This is a genomic window from Lysinibacillus macroides, from assembly GCF_001281525.1.
GTDB lineage: Bacteria > Bacillota > Bacilli > Bacillales_A > Planococcaceae > Lysinibacillus > Lysinibacillus macroides.
On record NZ_LGCI01000011.1, the window covers coordinates 75,102 to 101,699 of the forward strand.

Below are 26,598 nucleotides of genomic sequence, written 5' to 3' on the forward strand. Positions count from 1 at the left end.
AGGCTTTTTTATTTTTAATACCTTCATATTTCTGATTATTTAAGTTATTTATTTTGAAATTTAATAAAAATAGTTTGACAATTATTAAAAATTAGATTTTAATAATTTTATAAATAATTTTAAAAAATTTAAAAGGAGTTTGGAAATATGACAAATATTTATGGCAATACACCTTGTATGTTAGGTGCTACAAATCTCTCAAAAACAAAAGATTACTCACAGGTGGATGCAGTTATTTATGGTATTCCATGGGAGGGCGCTGTAACTTGGGGTGATTATACAGGGTGTGAACTAGGACCAAAAGTGATGCGCCTATGCTCAGGACGCTATTCTGGTTATCTACCAGAATTAAATGATATCGATGTTTTTGAACATGTTCGTTTAGGAGATGTAGGGGATATTGATGTGGTTCCTGCGGATGTAGATGAAACAATGAACCGTATTACAAACTTTGCTTCAGAGCTGTGGGATTCAGAGAAATTTATTATTGGTTTAGGCGGAGATCATGGTGTTACCTATCCGATTGTTCGTGGACTTACTCAAAAGGGCAAAAAAGTCGGTATTGTTCACCTAGATGCACATTATGATAATCTTCCTTCGCACAATGGCGATCAATTTGCACGTTGCAGTCCATTTGCACGCTTATATGAAGAGGAAAATGTGCGTAATGAAAGCATTATTCATGCAGGTATTCATGGTCCACGTAACAAGCCTGAAAGCGGAAAAAATGCTAAAAATGCTGGGGCAGTGACAATTACAGTCAATGATATTCGCGAACATCAGGATATTCGTCAGCTTGCAAAGGATATCTATGCACAAGCTTCTAAAGATGTTGATGTTGTGTACCTAAGTATTTGTAGTGATGTATTAGATTTTGCTTTTAATCCAGGTGGTCCAGTGGATGGAAACGGCTTAACGTCCTATGAACTATTAACACTTGTCTACGAATTAACAAAACAAGGCATTGTTGGTATGGACTTTGTTGAAATTTATCCTCAACAAGACCCTACTCAATTATCGGCACACTTTGCTTCAACACTTTTACTCTATGCTTTAGCAGGCGATATCGTTTATAAGCAAAATCAAGATGAAACAACTGCACACGCCTCAGTTCACGCCTAAGTGGTTAGCCCAAGCATATGAGTGGGAAACAAAGCAAGTTGAAGGTTATTTTCCTTCGCATTTACCGATATTAGAGCATTTGCCTTCTCAATATTTTGAAGTTTCTATTGCTTTTTCAGAACAGGATATTTTCAGCAATCGACAATATCCACAATATTTTACGATTCAAAGTATTTCAAAGTTTTTCTCACTGTTTTATGTATTAAAACAACACGGTGTAAATAAGGTGAGGCAAAAAGTAGGGATTACAGCCTCCTCTATTGCTTATAATACAAAATCTGCTACAGCATTTTATGTAAATGGTGCGATTTTAAATCCATTTATTAATGCGGGTGCATTAACGATTACTTCTATGATTGATGGTCATTCAATACCTGAAAAAATTCGAAATATCAAATTATTTATAGCTCAGCAATTTAATGTTGTCACCATAATTGATGAGGATGTCTTATCCTATGAGAGGCAGCATAGCGAGCAAAACAAAGACATTTTACACACACTAAAAATGTTGGATTTACTAGAAGATACGATTGAAAATACCCTAGAAAGCTATCTGGCCTTATGTTCATTAAAAATGTCAACACAGGATTTAGCGAAAATTGGTTATCTATTTCAACAGCTAATTGCTTATGATGCTACTGCTCAATACGCACATAAAGCACTATTAGCAAGTGGTTTATATGGTGATTCACCTCTGTCGGTGAACAATCAACAAATCGCTGCGAAAAGTGGGATTTCAGGAAGTATACTTTCTTATAATGTCTCTTCTTGTCACCAATATCCAACTTTCGATAAGATAGGGATAGGTATTTACAGTCCATTACTAAACAATGAAGGAAATAGTGCAAAAGGTATTCACTTCCTAAAGCAGCTATTTTCTTAAATCTAAAAAAAGAGGTATATTTATGAATCCAACCATCAATCCTATTTTTCTCCCATATTTGCGCATGGCTGATGCAATTTACGCTATATTCGATGAAAGCTGTGAAGTCGTTGTCCATGATTTTTCGAATATGGAAAAGTCATTGATTTATATAAAAGGTAATTTGACAGGTCGCAAATTAGGTGCACCCATTACAGATTATGTTTTACAGCAATTAAAAAAAGACCCTACTAATTTAGAGGATGTTTTAGGCACTTATTCAACAACAAAAGACGGTGTAAAAATTAAATCTTCTATTGTATACATTAAGGATTATAACGGGAAAGTTGTTGGCTTATTCGGTATCAACTACAACATTACACAGTTTGCTCATATGCATCAATTATTAACAAATATTTTAACGCCATTTGATATTAAGTCACAAATTAATGAAAGTTATGCGACGTCAATTACAGAAATGTTTGATCAAATTATTCAAACAACATTATTAGAGCTGAATTTAACCTTACCGATATCAGCAAAGATTGATAAAGTGGCTTTTGTACAGAACTTAGATAAGAAGGGGATATTTTTAGTTCAAGGTTCTACAGATAAAGTTGCTGATATTTTAAATGTTACAAAACAGACCATCTATAATTATTTAGAAAGTGAATAATTGATTCATTTTCTCTGCCAAGCCAACTTGTTTGGTAGAGATTTTTTGAGACGTCCTCGATACTTTCAACTTTCAATCTCAAGGGGATGGTTCTATGACACAAGAGTTAAATGACAACACACTAACTGTAGTAAGTAAACGTACAATGCTACAACGTTTAAAAGTAATCGGTCCTGGGGCAGTTATTGCCGCATCCTTTATCGGTCCAGGAACAGTCACAACAGCTACACGTGCAGGTGCTAGTTTTGGCTTTGCACTTTTATGGGCAGTGGTCTTTTCCATTATTACAACTATTATTTTGCAAGAGATGGCGGCGAGAATCGGTATTATTGCCAAAAAAGATTTAGGTCAAGCAATTGCAGAACAATTTAAACAACCATTATTAAAATTTGCTTCGATTTGGATTATTGCCATTGCCATTGCGGTTGGCTGTTCAGCATATATATCTGGAGATCTGATTGGTACATCTATGGGGTTGTCTACACTATTTGGTATGCCAGCAAATGTGATCAGTCCGTTTATCGGAGTTCTTATTCTTATTTTAGGTTTAACAGGTAGTTATAAAATTATTGAACGTGTCATGATTTTTTTAGTAGTGATTATGAGTATTACTTTTTTTACAACGATGTTTGTTGTACAGCCTGATTGGTCAAGCATTTTCAAAAATGCTGTTGTGCCAAATATTCCAACGGGATCGATTGTCACAATTATTGCGTTAATTGGAACAACGGTAGTACCTTATAATTTCTTTATTCACTCATCTATGGTGCAAGAAAATTGGTCAAAACCAAGCGATTTGAAAGATGCACGCCTCGATACAGTGCTCTCTATTGGCGTAGGCGGTCTTATTACAGCAGCGATTTTAATTACTGCGGGTGCAACAATGCTTGGCTCCGATGTACGAAACGTTGCAGATCTATCTATTCAACTTGAGCCGCTATTTGGTCAATGGGCAAAAGTATTTTTATGTATTGGTATTTTTGCTGCTGGCTTTTCTTCCGCTCTTGCCAGTCCTCTTGGTGCAGCTGTGACATTAGCGAGTGTTTTTGGCTGGAAAGATGGTATGAAAAATAAAAAATTCAAGCTAGTCTTTACTATTGTCATGCTGATTGGAATTATTACATCTGCAACAGGCTTTGAACCAATGCAGGTGCTGTTATTAGCGCAAGCATTAAATGGTATTTTATTACCAATTGTTGCGATTTATTTATTAATTGTCATGAATAATAAAGATTTACTTGGCAATTATGTGAATAAAACAGTCAGCAATATTATTGGTATTGCTATTGTAGCTGTTTGTATTTTCTTAGGCGGTTATAGTTTAGTGGATGTTGTTAAAACTTTTTTATAAATACTACACACACATTACATCTCTATGAATTTATTGAAAAAGCTGATTTATCTCATCATATTTGGGGTAAATTGGCTTTTGTTGTGTAATAGAATAGAGAAAATCCGCTAATTTTTAGTGATGAATTTCCGTACCCTCTATTAATAGTTCTTATACTTAATATTTTCCAAAAAATAAGTTCATCCTCTTATCAACCAGCAATATATGCGCATCTACTACGGGCTATTTAATGCTAGCAAATCTATTAATGAAATGACAACCACTACACTCACTAGCCGTTTTTTTACCGATATATTAGCTAGCTAGAACACAGATGAAGTAGAAATCAGCCCTTAGGGTGGTGATAAATCCCCGTCCTACATAATTGCTGGTATTTAGTTTTCTCGTTGATTAAAAGTAGAAAAATAATTGTTTATTGCAACAATCGAAATAATCGAATTATTGTTGCAACGTAAAAAAAATCATGTTAGTATTAGTAAAACGTTTTACTAAATCGTTTTACTTGTAAAGGGGATGAAAAAAATTGAAAAATAAACGGATTGCAACGATTGGAGATGCAATGATCGTTTTTAATCCATCGAAAACAGGTCCTCTACGATTTGTTCCTTCCTTCGAGCGAGCTGTGGGTGGAGCAGAATTAAATTTTGCAATAGGCATTACGCGTTTAGATATGGAAGCAAGATGGATTAGCTGTATTGGAGATGATGAATTTGGCAAGGTGATTTATAACTTTGCTCGTGGTGAGGGTGTTGATGTATCACACGTATCACGTACACCAAATATTCCAACTTCAATTTATTTTAAGGAAATAGGAGAAGATGGGGCAGGTAAATCGTTTTATTATCGCAAGCCATCACCTTTACTTGAATTAACAGCAGATTGCTTAGATGAATCAGTATTAGATGGTGTGGATTTATTGCATATAAGCGGTGTGTATTTAGCAGTATGTGAGCATAATATTGAGGTTGCTTTAAAGTTAGTTCACTTCGCAAAGGTAAAAAATATTCCTGTGTCCTTTGATCCAAATTTACGATTAAAGCTCTGGACAATAGAAGATGCTCGTGCAGCATATGAGAAATTATATTCATCTGTGAATCTTCTTCTTACAGGACAAGATGAGTTTGAACTGTTATTTGAGGGACGTACAGTAAAGGGCGTTCAGCAGCAATATCAAATAGATGAAATCATTATTAAAAAGGGCGAGCAAGGAGCCTCTGTTTATACGGCTACTGAACAATATGATCGTGCAGCCTTTTCTATTCGCGCGATTGATACTGTTGGTGCAGGTGATGCTTTTGATGCTGCCTATGTCTATGGCTACTTAAATGGGGATGATATTCCAGAGCGTCTGCGTTTAGCAAATGGTGCAGGAGCATTAGTTGCCACAATTAAAGGAGATAATGAGGGGCTTCCATCATTACAGGAATTAAAGCAATTTATTGGTGATGAAAAACTAATTGAGCGTTAAGGAGCTGTCAGCAATGCAAAAAATGGAAATTTTGAAAGCGTTATCAACAGCAAAGGTGGTAGCGGTTGTACGAGGGAATTCACCTGAAGAGGCAACAGAAATTTCAAAGGGTGCTATTGAAGGTGGGATTCAAGCTATCGAATTAACGTATACAACACCTTTTATAGAGGACACATTTAAAGCGTTACGCAATAGCGATGCATTAATTGGAGCTGGTACAGTTTTGGATGCTGAAACAGCGCGTCATGCAATTTTAAACGGTGCAAAATTTGTTGTAAGTCCAAGCTACAACGGGGACATTGCAATAATTTGTAATCGCTATAGCATCCCGTATTTACCAGGCTGCTTGACGATTAAGGAAATGGTCACAGCGCTTGAGGGTGGTAGTGACATTATTAAACTATTTCCAGCCAGTCAGTTTGAACCAAGCTTTATTAAATCGGTGAAAGGACCTTTACCAAATGTAACGATTATGCCTACAGGTGGTGTTGGTTTAGCCAATATGCATGAATGGCTAGATGCAGGGGCTGTTGCAGTAGGTGTTGGTAGTGATCTTCATAAAGCCTATGCACAGGACGGTTATGCAGGCGTTGTTGAACGAGCAAAGGCGTATACAAAGAATCTAGCAAACTAGGAGGTAATGCATAATGAATATGACATTTAGAACAAATTGTTCAAATAACCTCTTAGAAAACATAATAAAATATGTAGAAAAATTTGTTGATATAGCAAAAAAACAACATTATATATTACAGGAGGAATTATTATGAACCATTTATCAAATGTTGCAAAAAATTATCCTGCATCGGCAATTAGACGTATGTTTGAATTAGCCAATCAATATGAGGATGTTATTAAACTAACTGTTGGAGAGCCGAATTTTGCAACACCAGATTATATAAAGCAAGCCGCAAAGATAGGAATAGATGAAAACCTTACCCATTATGTATCCAACGCAGGGACTGATGAACTCCGTCAAGCGGTAGCTCGAAAATATACTCTTGAATTTGGAGAAGAATATACTTCTGATCAAGTTATGGTTGCTTTTGGAGGAATGGAAGCAATTATGCTAGCTCTAGTGGCAACAATCAACCCAGGTGACGAGGTAATTATTGCTGATCCTGCTTATCCCAACTACTTAGGACAAATCCTTATGCTTGGTGGTAAAGCAGTACCTGTTCCTGTTTATGAAGAAAATGCATTCAAACTGAAAGCAGAGGACGTCGAAAAAGCTGTTACTTCAAAAACGAAAGCTATTATTTTAAATTCTCCAAGTAATCCATTGGGCTCTGTTTTGAATGAAAAAGATACTAGAGAGCTAGCAGAAGTTGTGTTAAAACATGATTTAATTGTTATTTCTGATGAAGTGTATGAAAAGATTATTTATGATGATGAAGTGCATTTTAGTATGGCTCAAATTCCGGAAGTGAAAGAGAATGTGCTTATTATAAATAGTTTATCTAAAACTTATGCAATGACGGGATGGCGAGTTGGATTTGTCATTGGTAATAAAGATATCATTTCTAGCATGCCAAAAATTCAAGAAGGAGTAGCTTCTTGTGTACCGCCTTTTATTCAAAAAGCGGCTGTGGCAGCGATTAATGGTCCACAATCTGTTGTTGAAGAGATGGTGACTCATTACAAACGTCGACGTGGAATTTTAATAAATGGATTAAATGAAATTCCTGGTTTTTCCTGTATTAATTCAGCAGGTGCCTTTTATGCCTTTGCGAATATCAAAGCGTTCAAAAAGCCATCTGAAGAATTCGCGATAGAACTTTTAAAAGGAGCAAAGGTTGCTGTTACACCTGGATCAGCATTTGGAAAAATGGGTGAAGGTTATTTACGTTTTTCGTTTGCCAATTCAGATGAGAATTTAATAGAGGCAGTTAATCGCATTAAAAACTATGTAAAAGAGAATTATTAAATTTGGAACTTAATGAAATTAGCTATGCAAAGGGGGAAATTTTATGCAAGCGATTGTTGATGCTATTAATTCTATTGTGTGGAGCTATGCTCTTATCGGCTTAATATTGGTAGTAGGGCTTTATTTTACTTTAAGTACCAGATTTATTCAAATTAGGCATTTTAAAGAAATGTTTAAAAGAACGCTTGATCGAAGTGCATCAAAAAATAATGTATCTTCTTATCAGGCACTACTAATGTCTATTGCTGGGCGTGTTGGTATTGGTAATATAGCTGGAGTTGCAACTGCTATTGGTTTAGGAGGTCCAGGAGCTATATTTTGGATGTGGGTTATGGCGTTTATTGGTATGGCTACTTCCTTTTTTGAAAGTACATTAGGTCAAATTTTTAAGGAAAAGGTCGGAGATGAATTTCGCGGTGGTCCTGCCTACTATTTATCTAAAGGATTAGGAAAAAAATGGGTAGGTTCATTATTTGCAATTACTATTGCATTTGCTTATGGATTCCTTTTAACTGGTATTCAGGCAAATGGAATAACGGCATCTTTTAGCACAGCATTTAATATTAAACCTATTTTTACTGCGATCTTTGTTTGTATACTTGTATCAGCAGTTATCTTTGGCGGAGTTAAAAGGTTTGCCAAGTTTTCAGAAGTTGTCGTTCCTTTTATGGCACTTGCTTATATTTTAATAGCTTTAATTATTGTAGTGATGAATATCAGTCAATTACCTGACATTATTGCTTTAATTTTTTCTAGTGCTTTTGGTACTCAGGAGACATTTGGAGGTCTTATTGGTGCGGCGATTGCTTGGGGCGTAAAACGTGGAATTTATTCAAATGAAGCGGGTCAAGGGACTGCACCACATGCTGCTTCAACTGCCGATGTATCACATCCAATTAAACAAGGATTAGTACAAGGCATGGGTGTGTTTATCGACACGATTATTGTTTGTAGTGCAACTGCTTTTATGATCTTGATAACAGGAAAATATAATGTTGAAAATCCAGCAGGTGGTTATGTAGTGAATCATATAGGTAATGTTGAAATTGGAGTTGGTTACACTCAATTAGCGGTAGACTCTGTATTCCAAGGGTTTGGTAATATATTTGTAGCTATTGCAGTATTTTTCTTTGCTGTCACTACATTACTATTTATTGCATATGTTGCTGAAACAAATATCGTATATATCTTTGGAGATAATACAATGCTCAAGAATGCATTACGAATCATTGTCATTTTATCTACCTTCTATGGTGGAATTGTGTCAGCTAATTTAATTTGGTCGATTGCTGATATAGGGGTTGGGCTTATTACTTGGATTAATGTTATTGGGATTTTCCTTTTACGAAAACCAGTGTTAAAAGCTCTTAAAGATTACGAACAGCAAAAGGCGTTAGGGGTTGATCCAGTATTTAACCCAACTAAATTAGGGATAAAAAATGCAACTTTTTGGGAAGATAGAAATCAGGAAATAGATCAAGATAAAAATTAAGATATATATAATTTTAGAGTCTGTAGCCTTCTTCAATTTTAATTTGAAGAAGGCTCTCTTTCAGAAATAAACAAAAGAGCTTCTTCGACTCTACGTTCCTGTATAGGCTAAGTCCTTCTTTTGAGCCGATGAATACCAACAGCTTCTTTGGACACTGTCTCACGATGCACTGGAATAGATGTCGTATTGAAGTAAACGCAGACATAACGTGCATTAACGGATGTTTACGAAAAGCCTCGACCTGTTCTTGGACCATTTTATTTTAGGAATGAATTACTAGAAATTAAGATAGATAGGGTTGTTAATTAAGGAAGAAGTATTATGTCATTAGCTTTCGTATTATCTTAATATATTTTCATTTATAGTAAAATATGCTATTATACGGAATTTAGTAACTCGGATAAGAAATAATCTAGTAGGGAAAAGTTTTTAGATGTAGTAGATTTGCAAGAAAACAATAAGAATCAAGTTACACTATATTCAACAACTTAGATTTATATACCGACTGATGATATACACGGTAGTATTTATAATAAATGTGTAGCAGTAGATAATGGGATACGTTTCCTTTTAATGAAGTGACTAAAACTACTGTTTATTATTCTTCGAAACATGCTTGGAGAGAGTTAGGTCCTGGTTTATTCAATCCAACTAATGGACAATTCATGAAAGACGATGAAATAATGAGATATGAATATATATCAAATATTAGCGGAAAATTGTAAGTAGAGATGCGCTATGAAACTTAAACTTTAGAGTTTGACTAAAGATATTCTAGGAGGAACAGATGTATAGAGTTTTCTTCAGATATATTGCTGCTATTTTAGTTTTGTTTGTAAGTTCATACTTTATTTTCGATGAATCTTTTATTAAAGCTGTTAAATATACAATTCTTATGAGTATAATTTTTGTATTATTTGAATTCCTTGATAAAAAAGATAAAAAGCAAAACTAAACAATCATCATAATAAAGCCCAGATACTTTTAAATTGAACTGCACCCCGTCAAGGAGACAGTGGAAAAGGGTATAGATTTACCGGGACCGGTATATCAATATTTGAATAGTTAATTTAACCAAAAAATATGCTATGCTACATATATACTAAACAGAGTTTTTACATTGATAGGTAGGGGATTGATTGTAGTGAAAAAAACGACAATTGCCGATGTTGCGCGATATGCCAACGTTTCAAATAGTACTGTTTCACAATATTTAAATAAGCGCTATGAGTATATGAGTACAGAGACTCGTAAAAAAATTGAAGAAGCTGTTGAAGCATTGCAATATCGTCCTAATTTAATGGCTCGTAGCTTAAAACAGAAATCTACCTTTACGATTGGTATTATTGTAGCGAATATTATTCATGACTTTTCTACAAAAATTATAAATGCACTTGAAGCGGAGTTTGATAAAAAAGGCTTCCATATGATTGTTTGTAACTCGGCAGATAATCCTAAAAAAGAGAGGGAGCATGTTGAAACATTACTGGAAAAGCAAGTAGATGGCTTGATTGTTTTTCCAACAGGTGAAAATCAAAATCTGTATATACGACTGAATCAACAAAAAATGCCGATTGTTTTTATTGATCGTTTTATAGAGGATGTGGCTATTCCTGCTGTGCTGTTAGACAATTTTTCTGCAATGGATATGGCTGTTGAGCAATTTCAAAAACAGCCATTAGCCATCGTCACTACCTCTTTAGCATTACCGATTACACCTCGTGTTGAACGTTTAGAAGGGTTTCGCCAAGCATTAAGAAAGCGCGACCTCCCAATTGATGAGCGTTATATAAAAAATGGCGACCCTTCAGAGATAGAAGAAATCTTTAATGAGTTATTTGCATTGGAGCAACCACCAAGGGGTATTATTGCAGCAAATGATCGCATTGCACAAGAATTAATGGTGTATATAAAAAAGCATAACTTGCACGTACCTGATGATTTGCAAGTAATTGCTGTTGATGATGTGCCCTATGCAAAATTTATCACGCCTTCTATCACAACCTTACAACAGCCTATTTTACCAATGGCTCAAAAGTCAGCCGCACTACTGTTAGCCAAAATCAAAAAAGAGCAGCTACCCCATGAACCACAATTATATCGCTTTACACCCATTTTAATGGAACGAGATTCAACAATCTAAATAGCCATCTAGTATTGATAATCAATCAATGCTAGATGGCTTATTTTGTTGAGCGTTATGAGGAATAAACCGAACGTCGTATATAAAGCTCGGTTTTCACTTTTATAGATACTCTTTATAGAAGGACCCTAATTTATCAACAGCAATACCAACAGGCTCTGGTTGATCATATAAATCATAGTGACTTGCACCTTCAACAACCAGTAAATCCTTGTTTTGTGAAGCTGCTCGATTATAGAGTTCATGACCATCTTTATAGGAACCGAAAGCACCTTGAACACTACCAACAATCACTTGTAAAGGCTGCGTTAATAATTCCTCTACTAAATGGAAAGCATCAAAACCAATTACTGATCCCATGCTTGTAAAGTTTAGCTTATTTGGTGAGTTAGGGCTTTGACCTCTTGATGTTGTGTAGTAATCAACAGCTTCTTTAATATCAATATCAGTAATCCCAGCCTCTTCTCTTTCAGCCTGACTGTTAGGAATCCAATTTGTAATTAATGTTTCTGCGCCACGTGCTTCAGCAGTACGTTGTTGTCCAATAGCCTCTAATGTTTTAATAGGGTCACCTTCACGGTTTACACGACCGATATTTGCACCAACAACTGTACCAACAGCTTTAATACGACGCTCTGTCATTGCGGCATTGACTGCATAGCCCCCACCTGCGCAAACACCTAAAACACCAATACGGTTTTCATCTACATAGTCAAGTGTTGTTAAATAATCTACTGCACAACGAATATCTTCAACACGTGCAGCGGGTTCTTCAATATAACGTGGCTCTCCTTCACTCTCACCTTGATAAGACGCATCAAAGGCGATCGTTACATAGCCAAGCTCTGCTAATTTTTCAGCATAGAGACCTGCTGTTTGATCTTTACAGCTACTACCTGGATGTACACAAACAATTGCAGGATTTTGTTTCTTTTCTTCAGCATTCTCTGGTAAATTTAAAATCCCAGCAACTTTTAATCCTCTTGCATTGAATCTTACATTTTTCTTTGTAACTGTCATTATAAAGACCACCTTTGTTAAAATATACACTTGTGATACTTATTACACTCGTGTATATTTATGATAAAAAATAGCGTATATCATTGCAATGACCATATTTAAGTATTTGTGTGTTACTACACATAAATCAAAATATGTGTATAAATAAGGGGGATTTTTACATGGAGAAAATTGATCGAAGAATACTAAAATCCCAGCAGGCAATCCAAGCTGCATTTTTAGCCATGTTGGTACATGAAGGCTTTGATGAGATTACAGTAAAAAGCATTAGTGAAAAGGCTAATATTGGAAGAAAAACATTTTACCTTCATTATGTAGATAAGTATGATTTATTAGATAAAATTGTTGATAACCATTTGAAGCGGTTAAGGGAAATATGTGACCATAAAAAAGATAAGGGCTTTATAGAAGGTACAATTATATGGTTTGCTTATTTTCAACAACACAAGCTCTTTTTTGCCTCATTATTTAGAAGTGAAAGTACACTATCCTTTCGCAAAAAATTATTAACATTTATCATGGGGGAAATTGATAAAAAACTAGATAGCAATACATCCATAAATCAAACGATAGACAGGCATATTATTTTAAAGTTTTTAGGAACAGCTGTAATGGGTGTCCTCGAATCCTATGCGTTGAACGAGACTGAGGACGATATTGAATTAGTAGCAAAGCAAGTAGGGACGCTTGTGAAACGAAATTTATAATTGACTAGTAAATATAACTAACAATCAGCTTTAATGTGATGAATGGCTTAATATACAATTGAATATTGAAAAATATAAACCTCGCATTTTGAACATATTGCTCAAATGCGAGGTTTTATATACATAAAAGATGAACCTTTTTTAGCAGTCATTTGTTTATAAGGTAGAACAAGATAGAAGGGAGTGCCTTGGATTGACAGAGCGTGAATTATTCGACTTGTACAACAAGGATGTATACCGTACCTGCTATTATATGCTACGGAATGCACAGGATGCGGAAGATCTTTGCCATGATGTATTTGTCACCGTTTTTCGTCAGGATTGGCAAAGCATTGAGCATACACGGGCTTGGATTATGCGTATTGCGATGAACCAATGCTTAAATTTGCTAAAAAGGAAGCAAGCACAGCTGAAAAAACAACATCAGGTACAGATACTTCATGAGCAGGCTACAGCATCCATTAAATCTGTAGATACCATTGTATTAGAAAAAGCGGCTGAGGAGGAATGGGAGGAGCTATTAAAGCAACTACCTGACAAGTTAATGGCTGTTGTTACCCTCCGCTATATTGGGGAGCTATCATTAACAGAAATAGCGGAAACCTTGAATATACCTGTAGGCACAGTGAAGTCGAGACTGCATAAAGCATTGAAAACCATGCGTAAAAAGCTAGAACAAAATCAAAGTCTATGGTTGAAGGGAGAGAATCAATTTGGAACGCATTGAAAAAAAGCTGAAAAATGAGCTGAAAAATGCCGATAAGATGGCATATCCTGATTTTGATAAAATGTGGAGCAGTATTCAGCAGGATGAGTTAAAAATAACTGAGACAGAACGCCTTGTATTGCCGCCGCCTCGTAAACGAAAAAAGTATGCCTTAGTAGCAGGGTTAGCAATTGCTTTAATGGCTACTCCCGTCTATGCCGCTTTGAATTACGATTGGTCCGATATTTTGTCTTATCGAGAAGGTATTCAAACGGCACTTGAGCAAGGCTTGGGTCAGAAAATTGAACAATCTATTACAAAGCAGGACATAACATTAACTGTACACACGGCATTTATAGATGATAATAGAACGATTTTACTATATACCTTGAAGCCTAGTGCGTCTTGGAAGGGAGATCATATCGGCTTTGATCGGATCGGCTTGAAAGATGAGGATGGCAATTTTATTGAAGGGGATTATGTACATCAGTGGAATAAGGAGCTTGGCGTTTTCCAAGGTTATTTTGAAACGAGTTGGGTGGCACAAGAAAAGGTCGCGGATACGCAATTAACAATAGAGAATATTTATTTTATTGGCGATGGTAAACAGTCGATTGACTATGATCCAACTAATAATGAAACACAGGTTTTCCCCATTCATAAGGATGGAATTGATCATGTAACCTTGCAAGCCTTTGAGCAGGGTGAGGGAAGGGTAGTACTTCAATCGGCTGTTACTTTTTCGGATGCTGATACAAAGAACAAATGGGTACGCATTATAGCAATGGATCCTATGAATAAGCCTATTCAAGAAGCGGAGTCTCCTGTGTTTGGTACACCTGAAGATACTGGTGCATATATAAATCAGCAAGTTTTTACAGCAGATAGTATACGAGCAAAGGATGCTAGCTTTGAGCTAAGCTATATGCATAATTTAGGTGTTATCAAGGACACGTGGCGTATAGATATGAAGTTATCTAAAAAACAATTAAAAAACAGCTCATCTAGGGATGTATTAAATATTCCTTTAGAGAATGTACCCGGTGGAACAAAAGTCCGCGAAATGAGAGTGACACCTACACAAATCCGTTTATTGCTTACATCTGAGGAAAAATACACACATATTCCTTACACAAAGTACCAACTAGCTATTGGGGAAAAACTTTTAGATGGGGGTAGATGGGAGGTAGAGAATAATCCGTATCAAACAGAGCTTCGCTTTGAGGTGGCAGGATTGAGCATGGATACGCTAGCAAGTGAGCCGATAACCTTAATCGCCAAACGCCGAGTTGATGTAGTAGATGGTGATGATCAACCAATTCATCTAACGAATATCTCAGCAAAACCTCAAAGTAAAACATCTACTATTGGCGGCTATCCAATCACATGGACTTATTATACAAAAAATAATAATCTCTATGTAGAATCTTCCAGTCCAGATGCAGAATTTGGGGGTGTGACGCAAACCTATTATCTGCATCAGAAAAAACGCAACTATGGGACACCACTTATTATTAGTCTACTTGGTGATGATAATAATATGCAAATAGATGAGTATGAGAACTTTAAAGACAAAGAGCTTGATATTTATATATGGAAGTATACAACGAATGATCCAAATGCAGAACAACATGTACCGTTAACAATTGGCAAGTAATACTGTGAAATCCCATCTGTCTAAAGTAGATGGGATTTTATTATGTATAATAGGAGCAATCAGAAAGGAATGATACAATTTTGATCAAACAGATGGGAGCGGTACGAAAATAGGTGGCTATGCATGTATGGATGCAAATAGCTTTGATGAAAATAATAGCCATGCTGAGCTGCTATTTCAATTAGATATGGAGAGCAATGCTCAAAAGACATATGCCATGATAGCAGACTCTGGCACATTGCAATTTTTTATAGAGAGAGATGCTCTGATCGCAAAGGATTTTTCTAGGCTTTATTATTATCTTTATAGCATGTAACAAAATCGTATCGAATGTATACGATTTTTTGCTTTCATAAATGACATAATGGAAGGGGTAAACAATAAAATTAAACTCATCAAAAGACGCAGATTTAGTTATCAAAATGATACTCATCTGTCCCTTCAATTGCGATAGGAAACAGGCTATTTATTTTGTCTTCCCCGTTTTTGGGATTATGAATAAAGCGATTTAATAATCAGAAATGGAGGTATGACATGGATTTATTGAAATTAAATATGAAGCAGAGTATTTTTACAAGTATTATAGTCATAATTTCTCTGATCAAAGCTTTAGCAATATTACCCTTTGATGAAAATATAGTATTATACACGTCAATGATTTCTGTTATAGTAGCCCTTTATGGAGGACTTTTATCGAAAATCCTTTTTCCTGAATCGAAGTAATAAATATATCCTAAATTGTTAATATTTTATATTATAAAATAAAACAGCCGGTGGTGGAAACCAGCTGTTTTAACGTTTAAAAATAATTTTCCAGAGCAATAGATTGATAATAAGGAGCATAATGCAATACAAGAGAGAACCAAAAGCAATCTGAGTAATTAAATAGTGAAGGACTACGAACATGCCTATAGGAATGAAGAGCAGCATTACCTTCCACCCTTGTGCATCACCGATTTCATCATATGGTTTGGTGAAGGGGATTTTATTGCTTATTGTCATATAACAAATCAACGTATACATACAGCTTGTGACGAGTATCGCTAATAAATCTGGGAGAATGCGAATACCATACATATAGCAAAAAATAATACTAAGTACGCTATATAGTGGCAGATAGAGTTTCACTAAAAAGGCCTTTAAGCTACCTTTCTGTAAAGCCGTATAATTTTTGAGTGGCAAGGTTTTATAAATCCAAGCCGCCTTATATTTAGCAGAGTGACCCAGCAAAAGTACAGCGGAGGGAATAATCATCATACTAAAATAAATATTGAGGTAGCTCATGCTGGAGGCATAATCAATCCCACCTGACCTGCTAAACGTAAAGATAAAAAGAAATGGCATAATAAACGAAAAGCCTAACGATGGGTAGACCTTTAGCTTAAATTCTCGCTCCTGCTTCATCATAAGCGTAGCGAAGCGGTAAAAGGCACGCTCTTCATGTGTGCTACAGATAAGTGTTAATAAAAATGCTCGAAGTCTATTGTTTTTCTCTTTTTTCGATTTACTTGTATTGAGCAATTTTTGTAGATTGCGTTCAAAGGTTGGAATCAGCTTAATATAAAGTGCTATAGAGATAATCGGTATTATTACAGCAAGGATTGTGTAGATAATGGTGAATAAAGAGCTATTACCATTTAGTAATAATTCATAGGGAGCGGCGAACCACATTGGAATGAGAAACACATTCCACCAATGAAAAGATACGACTATATCCAAATTAACAAATTCAAAGGAACGAATCAGCACTTGATAGCCAATCATCAACACTAAGGACAAACCAATTTGTACATAATTAATAATATCCTTCAGCTTTTCACCATCAAAAAATCGTAGAATGACAATATATAAGATGGCTGTAAACGCAACAATGAATAAGTTGATTAAAATAATTTCAAAGACTGTTAAAAGGAAAAAAATAATTCCTTGGGTAAACAGGCTAACAACAAGAGGGATTGCTGTTAAGGCCATCGTTAAATAGGATAAATAAATAAAAATATGCATAAATTTTGCTGCATTAATGGTTTTAGCTGAGATGGGCTTTGTGGAAAGTATACTTTTATCTCGTACATCTAAGAGTACAGAGGAAAAGTCAGAGATTAAGGATGTCATAATTAAAAAGATGATCATGGCATAGGAGATACTCATTTGAAAAAGAAAATTTTGCCCAAAGCCCATCAATGGAATAAGTACAAGCCCAAATAATACATAAATCCAGAGCGATTTAATATAGCCATATTTTTGATCGCCCTTCTTTTTGTTCTGATTAAAGAGTGTGGGTACTTTTCGTTCATCCATCGTCAACTTGATATGGAGGATTTTTCGCATCATGTCATAATCAATGCCTGTTTTTACAAACAGCAAGCGGAATTTATCAAGCAATTGTAAAGTTTTAAAATCTGTCATGCTTGTCCTCCTTGAACGATGGACACAAATTTCTCGCCAATTTCCTGATGCTCATGGAAGCCTGTTAATTGGTTAAAAATCCTTTCCAATGTACCCTCAGCATTACTGGCTTGTAGCTGTGCAAATGTTCCATCAGCCGCAATTTTTCCGTCATAAAGCAAGATAATACGACTACTGATTTTTTCAACCACATCCATAATATGCGAAGAATAGAAGATCGTTTTTCCTTGGGCAGCCAATTGTGTGAGTATTTCTTTAAAAATCATCACACTGTTGGCATCTAAGCCATTGATTGGCTCATCTAAAAACAGTAGGTCGGGGTTATGTATCAGGCTTGCTATAATCAATAGCTTTTGTCGCATGCCCTTTGAATAAGAGGAAATGCGAGAATGATAGGCCTCACCAACGCCAAATAAAGCCATTAAGGATTGAGATTTATCAGCAGCCTCCTCTAGCTCCAGCCCATAAAGTTGCCCGATAAAGGTTAAATACTCGTAGCCTGTTAAATTATCATAGACATCTGCAATTTCTGGCACATAGCCAATTTTTCGCTTATAGTCAATGGCATTGTGCTTAATATTCTCACCAAAAAGCTTAATTTCTCCGCCATAGTCACCTTCAAGTCCTAAAATAATTTTAACGGTCGTGCTTTTCCCAGCACCATTGGGTCCAATATAGCCAATAATTTCCCCTCGTGATGCATGGATATCAATGCCTTTTAAGATTTCTTTGCTTCCATAGCTCTTTGTTAAATTTGTAATCGTTAAAATTTCTTCCATATTGCAGCACCTCTCTTATTGTATCTATTATGAATGCTTCAACTTTAATATTGGAGTAAGAGTTAGATGAACCAACTTACCATGTGACCTCCCTCCCTATTTTAATAACAAACAAATAGTGAAGTGGTAAAGCTGTCCCTGTAGATTAAAAACCTTTTTCTGTGGGGCTTTCACGTTCAGCTAGTGTATCCTTTGGAATAGGAAAATTATAAAGTTCCTCAGAAGCTGTATGTGTATGATCTCGTTTATCTAAAAGTAGCTAGCAGTTCCGTTCAAGAGAGCTAACGTGTATACAATTTACTCTTTATTTTGGTGATAAGCCATTTAAACCTAAAATAACCATAAATACACTATAACATATAAAAGAAAGTAGAACTTCTTTAGTAAAGTGAAACTAGTTGATTTCCAGCCTTGTCTAACTGTATAAGAGAGGAGGGATGTAGCGTTGACACAGAATGAGAAAGATAGCCTATTGCAAGCTGCAATGGATCAGCATGGGGATTATATAAAACGATTAATCTATACATATGTAAAGGATTTACCAAAAACAGAAGACCTTGCTCAGGAGGTTTTTATTAAATTTTATAAAAGCTTGGATGCCTTTGAGGGGCGTTCCTCCATCAAAACCTATTTATATCGAATAGCTGTGAATGAATGTCAAAATTATTTAAAAAGCTGGCATTATAAAAAATTCGAAGTCACAGAGAAGGTAAAAAATTGGCTAAAACGAGATTCCTTCGAGGTGGATTTTTTACAGCAGGAGCAAAATCAATCGATTGGAGCATTAGTCAATTCTTTACCCATTAAATATCGGGAAGTAATATGGCTCTATTACTATGTTGAATTATCCATCACCGATATAGCTGAGGTGTTAAAATGCTCTCCTAATACAGTGAAAACCAGATTAGCGAGAGGAAGAAAATTAGCAAAAATTACAATAGAGGAGGGAGATTTTGATTATGAGTATTAAAAATGAATTGGAAAAATCCTTGCCGACATTGATCGAACTATCAGAGAATGAAAAAGCAATGATTCAAGCTAAAGTCCAACAAGCTCCTCCATCTCGCTATTATTGGAAGCCTTTATTGCTATCAATCCTTGCCGTTATGCTGATAGGGATTAGCTTATTATCAATGATGCAAAGTAGCTCTCCTGCCGATTCTGCCGCAGTGATCATGGAACCAGAGCCAGAGGAAAAGCCTGTTAGAGCACCATTGCCACCACTAACGGATGAAGTAAAAAAGCAATACTATCAAGAGTATGTAAAAATTATCGATGAGGCAATGGCATCAAAACCAGGTATGAATATTAGTGTTGTACCAATCGAACAATTTGAGGATGACTTTTGGGTAACACCTGGGGATTTTAGAAAAGATATTCAATCATGGGTAGACCACCACTTAGCTACAGAGCGGGAAAAAATCAATGAGATGTTAAGAGGAAATCCAGCACCTGTTATAACGAATGAGAACGGTCATGTGACTAAAAAAACGTATATGTATTTCTCCGATATATTAATAGCAATTGAGGTGACAGGGAATTTTAAGACTGCCTATCATGCCTCTCGAAATCGTCAAATATTTTCTTCTGTGCAAGATATCTCTACGAAATTAACAGAAATAACAAGAGGTGCTTGGAAGCAAACATCTTCGAAAGCAACTTTGCTAGATGGTGGGCGAACAATTGAGATTCAAATCGAAGGAATTTTTGAGTACAATACGATTCGCAATGAAAAAAGGTTTACAATTGAATTTTATTGTGATGAAAATGGAGAAATACATTAAATTAGATATTGAGCTCTTTATAACTATAAAATAAACAGAAGCTATCCAAAGTATTTCTGGATAGCTTCTTAATAGGGGAAGAGACTATTTAGAAAGCTCCACGACTGTATCATAAAAGATAGCTGTGGCGATCACAATATCTTCAGCTGAGCTATACTCTAATGGGTTATGGCTAATACCGTCTTTGGAACGCACAAATAGCATGGCAATTGGTGCGATTTCAGCGATATTCATGGCATCATGCCCAGCGCCACTTACAAGGAAATAAGGCTGTATTCCTTGTTTTTCAATGCTTGTCGCTAATTGTTGCTGTAACACTGCATCAGTTTTTGCTGGCTTCACACGCTGTAAAACCTTAGAAGACAGCATTACATTTCTACGTGTAGCAATCTGTTGGAGCTGCTGTAAAATGGTAGCTTCCAATACATTGATCTTGCTTTCATCAATATCTCGCAGGTCAATAGTGAATGTAACTTTACCTGGAATTACATTTGTACCATTTGGGGAGACAGTGAGCTTTCCAACAGTTGCTACTGAGCCTGTTGTGTTATTTAATAGCTGTTCAATAGCTAAAATCATTTCACTTGCAGCCGTAAGCGCATCCTGACGAATTGGCATTGGTGTTGCCCCTGCATGCTCACTAACGCCTGTTACAGTGATCTCTAACCATACTGGAGCTGCGATGCCTGTGACAACGCCAACAGGTAGTCCCTCATTTTCTAATACTTTTCCTTGCTCAATATGCATTTCTAAATAAGCTTTAATATCATCACGTGGTGGTTGCTCGAAAGGATACGGCGACAATTGAAATGCCTTCATAGCTTCTTCAATAGAAATACCATTCTTGTCTGTGAACTGTAGTTGCCCCTCTGTTAAAAGACCAGCCATTGCTCTACTACCAACTAGCCCAAAATCAAATCTTGTGCCTTCTTCATCTTTAAACGCAACAACTTGAATTTTTTTAGATGGGATTAATTGTTGCGCGTGCATTGTGTGGACAACCTCAATGGCAGCTAGTACACCTAATGCGCCATCATATTTACCACCTTCTGGTACTGTATCGATATGTGAGCCTAGCATAATCGTTTCGTTTCCTTCACCATACGTACCAATAAGATTTCCTATAGCATCGATTGTCACAACCATTCCCGCTTCTTCCATATAAGTCATTACTAACTCAATCGCTTGCTTTTCCTCTGATGTAAAAGAGAAACGGTTAACACCGCCTGTTGCTTCATTGCGGCCAATCTGACTTAAATCTTCAAGATGCTGTAAGAGTCTTTCTCCATTAATCATAGCTATCACTCTTTCATTTGGAATTGGAAGTGGCATTGACCCTCACGTAGGACAAACTCATCATGTACCACCTCAAAGTTTTTATTGTAGCCTTTTGCAATTGCAGGGTCGATCATTTTACAATACAAAATACCGTATTTACCCATTCCGTCATCCGCCCATTGCTGACCCAGTGGACAATGTGTAAATGTTTGTTCAACCTCATCTTCTTTATAAACCGTTTCAATTTCAAATAAATCACTGCGCCCCATATCATAGTTTGTTAAATAGTTTTCCAATGAATTTTCTAAGCCATTTGTACGCGCACGTTGAGCAATACCTGCACCACGCTTATTGCCAAAGCGTTCTACGGCGCGCATAATCACCTGTTCACCTTCTTCACCGTACGTATCAACCACTGGCTTTGCAATATGTGCAAACATTTTTGAGAAGCGAGCAAATGTTGTTAAATCTGTATATTGCTCTTGACCTTCAACAATTTGTGGTAAATATTCAAAGAATGTATGATTTTCGCCTTCTGCTGTTGCCTTTTTCGCCATTGCTTCAGCATCCTTTAAACCAAATGCCTGCAACCCTTGTTGAATTAATTCACGACCATGCTCTCCGTATTGCTCCGTGATGGAGAGATGTAATTCAGTAAACATTTTTGCTGTAATAATATCCATGGATAAAGCTTTCATCATTAATTTTTCCTCTGCCATGTTGATGCCCCCTCAGCGTAAACCTTATTGATTTACTTGGATTTTATTTTTATTATAGAGGAGAGGAGTAAAATAAATCAAATGAATATTTGAGCAATCAAATATGAAAAAAAATCATAAAAGGAGTTGGAGTAATAATGGCAACATTAGCGCAATATATGGCTTTTTATACATTGATTGATACGGGTAATTTTACAGAAACGGGGCTAAAGCTAAATCTTACCCAGTCGTCAATTAGTCATACAATTAGTAATTTAGAGGCAGAATTAGGGCTATCGTTAATTATTCGAAATCGCAATAATATTACTTTAACAAGTGAGGGGAAAGTTATTTATGAGCATATTTCAAAAATTTTGCAGCAACAACAACAGCTTGAAACCACTGTGGCTAATTTAAAAAATCTGATTGGCGGTACATTATCTGTTGGCATTCTTCCGAGTGTTTCGCTAGTTTTATTGCCAAAAGTGCTAGCATATTTTGAGCAGCATCACCCAGACTTACAAATTCGCTTGATGGAGGGAGATTACGATCAAATTGAGGGTTGGCTTTATAATGGCATAGTAGATATCGGTTTTTTAGTGCAGCCAAATTCTAAAAACCTTATATTTGATGCTATTTTTGAGGATGAGCTTGTTTGTATTATGGCGAAGGAGCATCCGTTAGCAAAGGAGGACAAGCTTTACCTTGAGCAATTACAACATGAACGCTGGATTATGCCAAAGCGTACAATTGATCGTGATGTTTCCAAGCTCTTAGCTAAGCATAAAATTCATCCAAATGTAGTCTATGAATTATCAGTGGATCAGGTTATTTTAACAATGGTCAATGAAAATTTGGGTATATCCATTGTGCCAAATTCTCTTTTATTGCATACACCGAATAATCTTGTACGAAAAAAATTTTATCAGGCATATGTTCGACAGGTTGGAATTGCTCACAAACATAGTATTCACCTTTCCCCAGGTGCTTTAAAGTTTGTAGAAATATCGAAACACTTTGCTTCCCTTTTACAAATTTAGTAATTAGCAATTACTATAAGCAACCATTCTGTCCGCAGTTTCATGACGACTATTCGTGAGGGTATTTTTCATAAAAGATTCATAGATTTTTCTTGCTTTGTTGTGGTGATGAGTAGGATGATTATTCTAATTAAATTAGGTTCGGTTATTTATAATGGTGTGTCTTTTTGCTCTTTTTGTGGAAGCGTGTGTCAGGGCTATAGTGTGCTGGTAGGGGGTAGTTTAAATTATGTTAGAATAATTATAAGAGAGAAAAGGAAACATCTGTTTTGATAAAATAGTACTCAAAATAGGGTTTCCTTTTTATGCTTATTCCACTATTGAAATAGGGTAGACATAAGAGCAACCACTGTAACAGCAAATTACGGAAGGGGTGGATCTTTTAGGTGAGCAAAGGCTGTGTAAAAATGAAGCAAGGGGGCTAGGAAATGTTTAATGATTTTAAGCTTAAGGATGATAGTCCGGTTTATGTGCAGTTGAAGGATTATATAAAAGACATGATTGTCAATGGGCATCTACTGGCACATCAAAAGCTTCCATCTACCCGTGAGCTTAGTAGGCTGTTAGTGGTCAGTAGAAATACGGTGCTGAATGCATATGCTGAGTTGGAGCAAGACGGCATGATCTATGCAGTAAAGGGAAAAGGAAACTTTGTAGGAAACGTTACTACATTGAAAACAGCAGCCATTGAATTTGATTGGAAGACAAAACTGAATAAAGAGACTTTGCTTGCAGATGAGCTTGATTTAATACGTCAAGATTTACATTGGCAAAGAGGAATGATCTCCTTTACTAGTATTGCGCCAGAAGAAAAGCTTTTTGATGTTGAAAATTTCAAAAGAGCGTTTCTCACAAGGATGTCCATTGAAGGAGATATTGTCTTGAATTATGGCTATGCAAAGGGTTATAAACCTTTAATTGACTATCTTCTTCGCTATATGGAAGTAAAAGGTGTGGATATTTCCAATAAAGACATTTTAATTACCAATGGTTTTACGGAGGGGCTAGATATCTTTTTATCCTCCATAGCTAAAAAAACAGGACGTGTGCTATGTGAAAATCCTACACATCATGCAGCCTTAAAGCTTTTTCGATTACATGGGCTAGATATACATGGTTTCGATATGACGGATCACGGCATTGATATAGATCAAGTGGAGAAAAGTCTAGCAGAATTGACGTATGATTTTGCTTATCTTATTCCGTCCTATCATAATCCCACTGGTATTGTCACTTCCTCTGAAAAAAGAAATGCTATTATTCAACTTTTTTCCAAGCACCAAATCCCTATTGTAGAGGACGGCTTTAATGAGGAATTACGATATTCCAGCGCCCATTTAGCGCCACTGATAGCTTTTAGTGGGGCAGGGAATAACGTGGTGTATATTAGCAGCTTTTCAAAAATCCTTTTCCCCGGGCTGCGTGTTGGCTGGATATTAGCGGACAAGGAGCTCATTGCTTGCTTAGAGAGCATGAAAAGAGCGCGAACTATTCATACCTCGACATTAGATCAGGCTGTGCTCTATCAATATTTGCAGGATAGCTATTTTGAAAAATATTTAAAAAAGGCAAGAGCTGTCTATAAGAAAAAATATGAGTTAGCTCGACAGGCTTGTAATCAATACATTCCCTTTAGCAGAATGACAGGAGATGGGGGGCTTCATCTTTTTATAGAGCTAGAGGAGGGCGTGGATGCACGTAGGTTGTTGAAGAAGTGCTATACCAAGGGTGTTGTATTTTATCCAGGAGATGTTTTTTTCACAAATGGGCTAGGCAGCAATACACTGCGATTAGGCTTTTCTCGTTTATCAGATGAGGATATTGTGCACGGGATTCAAATGATCGGTGATACATTGAAAAATGACATGGGGAGTTGAAAAAATGAAGGTTGGCGTGATTATGGGTGGCACTTCCTCTGAGAAGCAGGTTTCGATGATGACAGGAAAGGAAATGGTTGCCCATTTAGATAAGAAGAAATATGATGTTGTAGTGATTAAATTAGATCATCATAAAGAGCTAATTGACAAAATCCATGATATTGATGTGGCTTTATTAGCCCTACATGGTAAATTTGGTGAGGATGGTACGATTCAGGGTGTCCTAGAAACAATAGGCATTCCCTATACAGGAAGTGGTATTCTCGCGAGCAGTCTATGTATGGACAAAAATATAGCAAAAAAAATGCTACGCTATGAAGGTCTTGCAACACCTGATTGGCTGCATCATGTAAGGGGCGAGGAGCTTCCTTTGCATGAGATAGAAGGCATGGGCTACCCACTAGTTGTCAAACCGAATGCTGGTGGCTCTAGTGTAGGTGTCCAAATCGTAGAGGATAAAAAATCCCTATTAGCTGCTATAACGGAGGTACTCAAATGGGATACAGAAATTATTATTGAGCAGTACATGGAGGGGGATGAAATTACATGTGCTATATTGAATGGCGAGCTTTTACCAATTCTAGCTATTAAACATACGGCAGTATTTTTTGATTATAAGGCGAAATATAACGATGCCTCGACAATAGAAGAGCCTATAGAGCTTCCATCAGCTATTCATCAACGTGTGGCAAAGGCTGCAATGACGAGTTATAAAACATTGAAGTGTAGCGTATATGCAAGAGTGGATATGTTGATAAAAGATGGCATTCCTTACGTTTTAGAGGTTAATACACTACCTGGCATGACCCAAAATAGCTTGCTACCAAAAAGTGCACGTGCTGCAGGCATCAGCTACTCAGAGCTGCTAAATAAAATTATTGAAACCTCCTTGCAGATTAGAAGAAATGGATAAATAAAAAAACATCTTTTATTTAAATATGATTAAGACCTAAATTAAAGGACATAACATATTTTATATAAGTAATATGTTATGCCCTTTGTTATTTAAATAATGCAACCCATTAGTTCAATAAGGTGAAATAGTCAAAGCATAATAAACAAAACTTAACTTCTGACCCTTCATTTCGAATTCTTCACTACTAGTAGCTATTCTCTCAAAACCATTTTTCTCTAACACTCTTTGGGAAGCTATATTATTAGTTGTGGTTTTCGCTTTGATCTGTTTTATATCTTCAGCAGCTACTCTTTCTATTAGTAATTTCAATGCTTTATTAGCAATTCCCTTTCCAGTATATTCCTGTCCTACCCTATAACCGAGATGACCGATTTTATGAAATTCATCAATATCCACTAAATTTATTCTTCCTAGAATAGAACTATCTTTATCTTTAATTAAATAGAAACATGAACCTCCTTGACCTTGTTCTTCAAGTAAAGCTTCGTGTCTTCTTCTAAAAATCTCAGGGTTATAGTAGTCATCTCCACGAGTAGGTACCATTTCTTCAAAAAATGCTCTGTTTTCAAGTTCAAATTTATACAAACCTTCGACATCTGTAACTTGTAATCTTTCAATAGATATATCCATGTAATATCACCTCCATTATCACCTATTAAACGCTAATGGCACTGCCTTCTCCAAAAAAT

At 36.1% G+C, this 26,598-nt stretch carries 23 protein-coding genes and 2 pseudogenes; 18 read left to right on the plus strand and 7 right to left on the minus strand.

What is annotated here, in order from left to right; translation table 11 throughout:
- The first annotated feature begins 147 nt into the window (after positions 1-147).
- The 8 genes from ADM90_RS20710 (at position 148) to ADM90_RS20745 (ending at position 8,898) form a co-directional block, all read left to right on the plus strand.
- The gene (locus ADM90_RS20710; protein WP_053996777.1) at positions 148-1,122 is read left to right on the plus strand and encodes an agmatinase family protein; all 975 of its coding nucleotides are present in this window, start codon (positions 148-150) and stop codon (positions 1,120-1,122) included.
- Positions 1,088-2,005: a glutaminase gene (locus ADM90_RS20715; protein ID WP_053996778.1), complete on the plus strand. Its 918-nt coding sequence runs from the start codon at positions 1,088-1,090 to the stop codon at positions 2,003-2,005. The genes ADM90_RS20710 and ADM90_RS20715 overlap by 35 nt, the downstream gene beginning before the upstream one ends.
- Before the next feature lie 22 nt (positions 2,006-2,027).
- Positions 2,028-2,660: a helix-turn-helix transcriptional regulator gene (locus tag ADM90_RS20720; protein WP_053996779.1), complete on the plus strand. Its 633-nt coding sequence runs from the start codon at positions 2,028-2,030 to the stop codon at positions 2,658-2,660.
- 94 nt (positions 2,661-2,754) lie between these two features.
- The gene (locus ADM90_RS20725; RefSeq protein ID WP_083448646.1) at positions 2,755-4,011 is read left to right on the plus strand and encodes an Nramp family divalent metal transporter; all 1,257 of its coding nucleotides are present in this window, start codon (positions 2,755-2,757) and stop codon (positions 4,009-4,011) included.
- Positions 4,012-4,534: 523 nt separating this feature from the next.
- Positions 4,535-5,479, plus strand: coding sequence for a sugar kinase (locus ADM90_RS20730; RefSeq protein ID WP_083448647.1), 945 nt, complete (start codon positions 4,535-4,537; stop codon positions 5,477-5,479).
- Between the two features lie 13 nt (positions 5,480-5,492).
- Positions 5,493-6,113, plus strand: coding sequence for a bifunctional 2-keto-4-hydroxyglutarate aldolase/2-keto-3-deoxy-6-phosphogluconate aldolase (locus ADM90_RS20735; RefSeq protein WP_053996780.1), 621 nt, complete (start codon positions 5,493-5,495; stop codon positions 6,111-6,113).
- 132 nt (positions 6,114-6,245) lie between these two features.
- Positions 6,246-7,406, plus strand: coding sequence for a pyridoxal phosphate-dependent aminotransferase (locus tag ADM90_RS20740; protein ID WP_053996781.1), 1,161 nt, complete (start codon positions 6,246-6,248; stop codon positions 7,404-7,406).
- Between the two features lie 43 nt (positions 7,407-7,449).
- Positions 7,450-8,898: an alanine/glycine:cation symporter family protein gene (locus ADM90_RS20745; protein WP_053996782.1), complete on the plus strand. Its 1,449-nt coding sequence runs from the start codon at positions 7,450-7,452 to the stop codon at positions 8,896-8,898.
- Positions 8,899-9,029: 131 nt separating this feature from the next.
- On the opposite strand, the pseudogene ADM90_RS25640 reads toward ADM90_RS20745, so the two are convergent.
- Positions 9,030-9,157, minus strand: a pseudogene (locus tag ADM90_RS25640) (IS256 family transposase); the annotation flags it as partial.
- 885 nt (positions 9,158-10,042) lie between these two features.
- Here ADM90_RS25640 and ADM90_RS20750 point away from each other — a divergent pair.
- The gene (locus ADM90_RS20750; RefSeq protein ID WP_053996783.1) at positions 10,043-11,041 is read left to right on the plus strand and encodes a LacI family DNA-binding transcriptional regulator; all 999 of its coding nucleotides are present in this window, start codon (positions 10,043-10,045) and stop codon (positions 11,039-11,041) included.
- A gap of 102 nt (positions 11,042-11,143) precedes the next feature.
- On the opposite strand, the gene ADM90_RS20755 is transcribed toward ADM90_RS20750, so the two are convergent.
- Positions 11,144-12,061: an alpha/beta hydrolase gene (locus ADM90_RS20755; protein ID WP_053996784.1), complete on the minus strand. Its 918-nt coding sequence runs from the start codon at positions 12,059-12,061 to the stop codon at positions 11,144-11,146.
- Between the two features lie 161 nt (positions 12,062-12,222).
- On the opposite strand from ADM90_RS20755, the gene ADM90_RS20760 reads away from it, so the two are divergent.
- From ADM90_RS20760 to ADM90_RS20775, 4 genes and pseudogenes are all read left to right on the plus strand, one after another.
- Entirely contained in the window at positions 12,223-12,768 is a 546-nt protein-coding gene (locus ADM90_RS20760; RefSeq protein WP_053996785.1) for a TetR/AcrR family transcriptional regulator, read from the plus strand.
- 193 nt (positions 12,769-12,961) lie between these two features.
- Positions 12,962-13,495, plus strand: coding sequence for an RNA polymerase sigma factor (locus tag ADM90_RS20765; protein ID WP_053996786.1), 534 nt, complete (start codon positions 12,962-12,964; stop codon positions 13,493-13,495).
- Positions 13,482-15,131: a DUF4179 domain-containing protein gene (locus ADM90_RS20770; protein WP_053996787.1), complete on the plus strand. Its 1,650-nt coding sequence runs from the start codon at positions 13,482-13,484 to the stop codon at positions 15,129-15,131. Before ADM90_RS20765 ends, ADM90_RS20770 begins: the two co-directional genes overlap by 14 nt.
- Before the next feature lie 97 nt (positions 15,132-15,228).
- Positions 15,229-15,447: pseudogene (locus ADM90_RS20775) on the plus strand (DUF1963 domain-containing protein); the annotation flags it as partial.
- A 476-nt stretch (positions 15,448-15,923) separates the two neighbouring features.
- Here the strand turns inward: ADM90_RS20775 and ADM90_RS20785 are convergent.
- Complete coding sequence (locus ADM90_RS20785) at positions 15,924-17,537, minus strand: hypothetical protein (RefSeq protein WP_053996790.1); 1,614 nt, start codon at positions 17,535-17,537, stop codon at positions 15,924-15,926.
- Positions 17,534-18,316: an ABC transporter ATP-binding protein gene (locus ADM90_RS20790; RefSeq protein ID WP_053996791.1), complete on the minus strand. Its 783-nt coding sequence runs from the start codon at positions 18,314-18,316 to the stop codon at positions 17,534-17,536. The genes ADM90_RS20785 and ADM90_RS20790 overlap by 4 nt, the downstream gene beginning before the upstream one ends.
- A 445-nt stretch (positions 18,317-18,761) precedes the next feature.
- Between ADM90_RS20790 and ADM90_RS20795 the strand changes: the two genes are divergently transcribed.
- Together ADM90_RS20795 and ADM90_RS20800 are read left to right on the plus strand one after the other, a co-directional pair.
- Positions 18,762-19,286: a sigma-70 family RNA polymerase sigma factor gene (locus ADM90_RS20795; protein ID WP_053996792.1), complete on the plus strand. Its 525-nt coding sequence runs from the start codon at positions 18,762-18,764 to the stop codon at positions 19,284-19,286.
- Positions 19,276-20,100 carry a hypothetical protein gene (locus tag ADM90_RS20800; protein WP_053996793.1) on the plus strand — a complete coding sequence of 275 codons (825 nt, stop codon included), beginning with the start codon at positions 19,276-19,278 and terminating at the stop codon, positions 20,098-20,100. Before ADM90_RS20795 ends, ADM90_RS20800 begins: the two co-directional genes overlap by 11 nt.
- 84 nt (positions 20,101-20,184) lie before the next feature.
- Here the strand turns inward: ADM90_RS20800 and ADM90_RS20805 are convergent, their stop codons facing one another.
- Positions 20,185-21,396 carry a Zn-dependent hydrolase gene (locus ADM90_RS20805; protein ID WP_053996980.1) on the minus strand — a complete coding sequence of 404 codons (1,212 nt, stop codon included), beginning with the start codon at positions 21,394-21,396 and terminating at the stop codon, positions 20,185-20,187.
- A gap of 5 nt (positions 21,397-21,401) precedes the next feature.
- Complete coding sequence (locus tag ADM90_RS20810; protein WP_053996794.1) at positions 21,402-22,097, minus strand: L-2-amino-thiazoline-4-carboxylic acid hydrolase; 696 nt, start codon at positions 22,095-22,097, stop codon at positions 21,402-21,404.
- A 137-nt stretch (positions 22,098-22,234) separates the two neighbouring features.
- On the opposite strand from ADM90_RS20810, the gene ADM90_RS20815 reads away from it, so the two are divergent.
- From ADM90_RS20815 to ADM90_RS20825, 3 genes are all read left to right on the plus strand, one after another.
- Entirely contained in the window at positions 22,235-23,116 is an 882-nt protein-coding gene (locus ADM90_RS20815) for a LysR family transcriptional regulator (RefSeq protein WP_053996795.1), read from the plus strand.
- Positions 23,117-23,544: 428 nt separating this feature from the next.
- Positions 23,545-24,993 carry an aminotransferase-like domain-containing protein gene (locus ADM90_RS20820; RefSeq protein ID WP_053996796.1) on the plus strand — a complete coding sequence of 483 codons (1,449 nt, stop codon included), beginning with the start codon at positions 23,545-23,547 and terminating at the stop codon, positions 24,991-24,993.
- A 4-nt stretch (positions 24,994-24,997) separates the two neighbouring features.
- On the plus strand, positions 24,998-25,906 hold the full coding sequence (locus ADM90_RS20825) for a D-alanine--D-alanine ligase (protein ID WP_053996797.1): 909 nt from the start codon (positions 24,998-25,000) through the stop codon (positions 25,904-25,906).
- A 114-nt stretch (positions 25,907-26,020) separates the two neighbouring features.
- Here the strand turns inward: ADM90_RS20825 and ADM90_RS20830 are convergent, their stop codons facing one another.
- Positions 26,021-26,539: a GNAT family N-acetyltransferase gene (locus ADM90_RS20830; protein ID WP_053996798.1), complete on the minus strand. Its 519-nt coding sequence runs from the start codon at positions 26,537-26,539 to the stop codon at positions 26,021-26,023.
- Positions 26,540-26,598 lie beyond the last annotated feature (59 nt).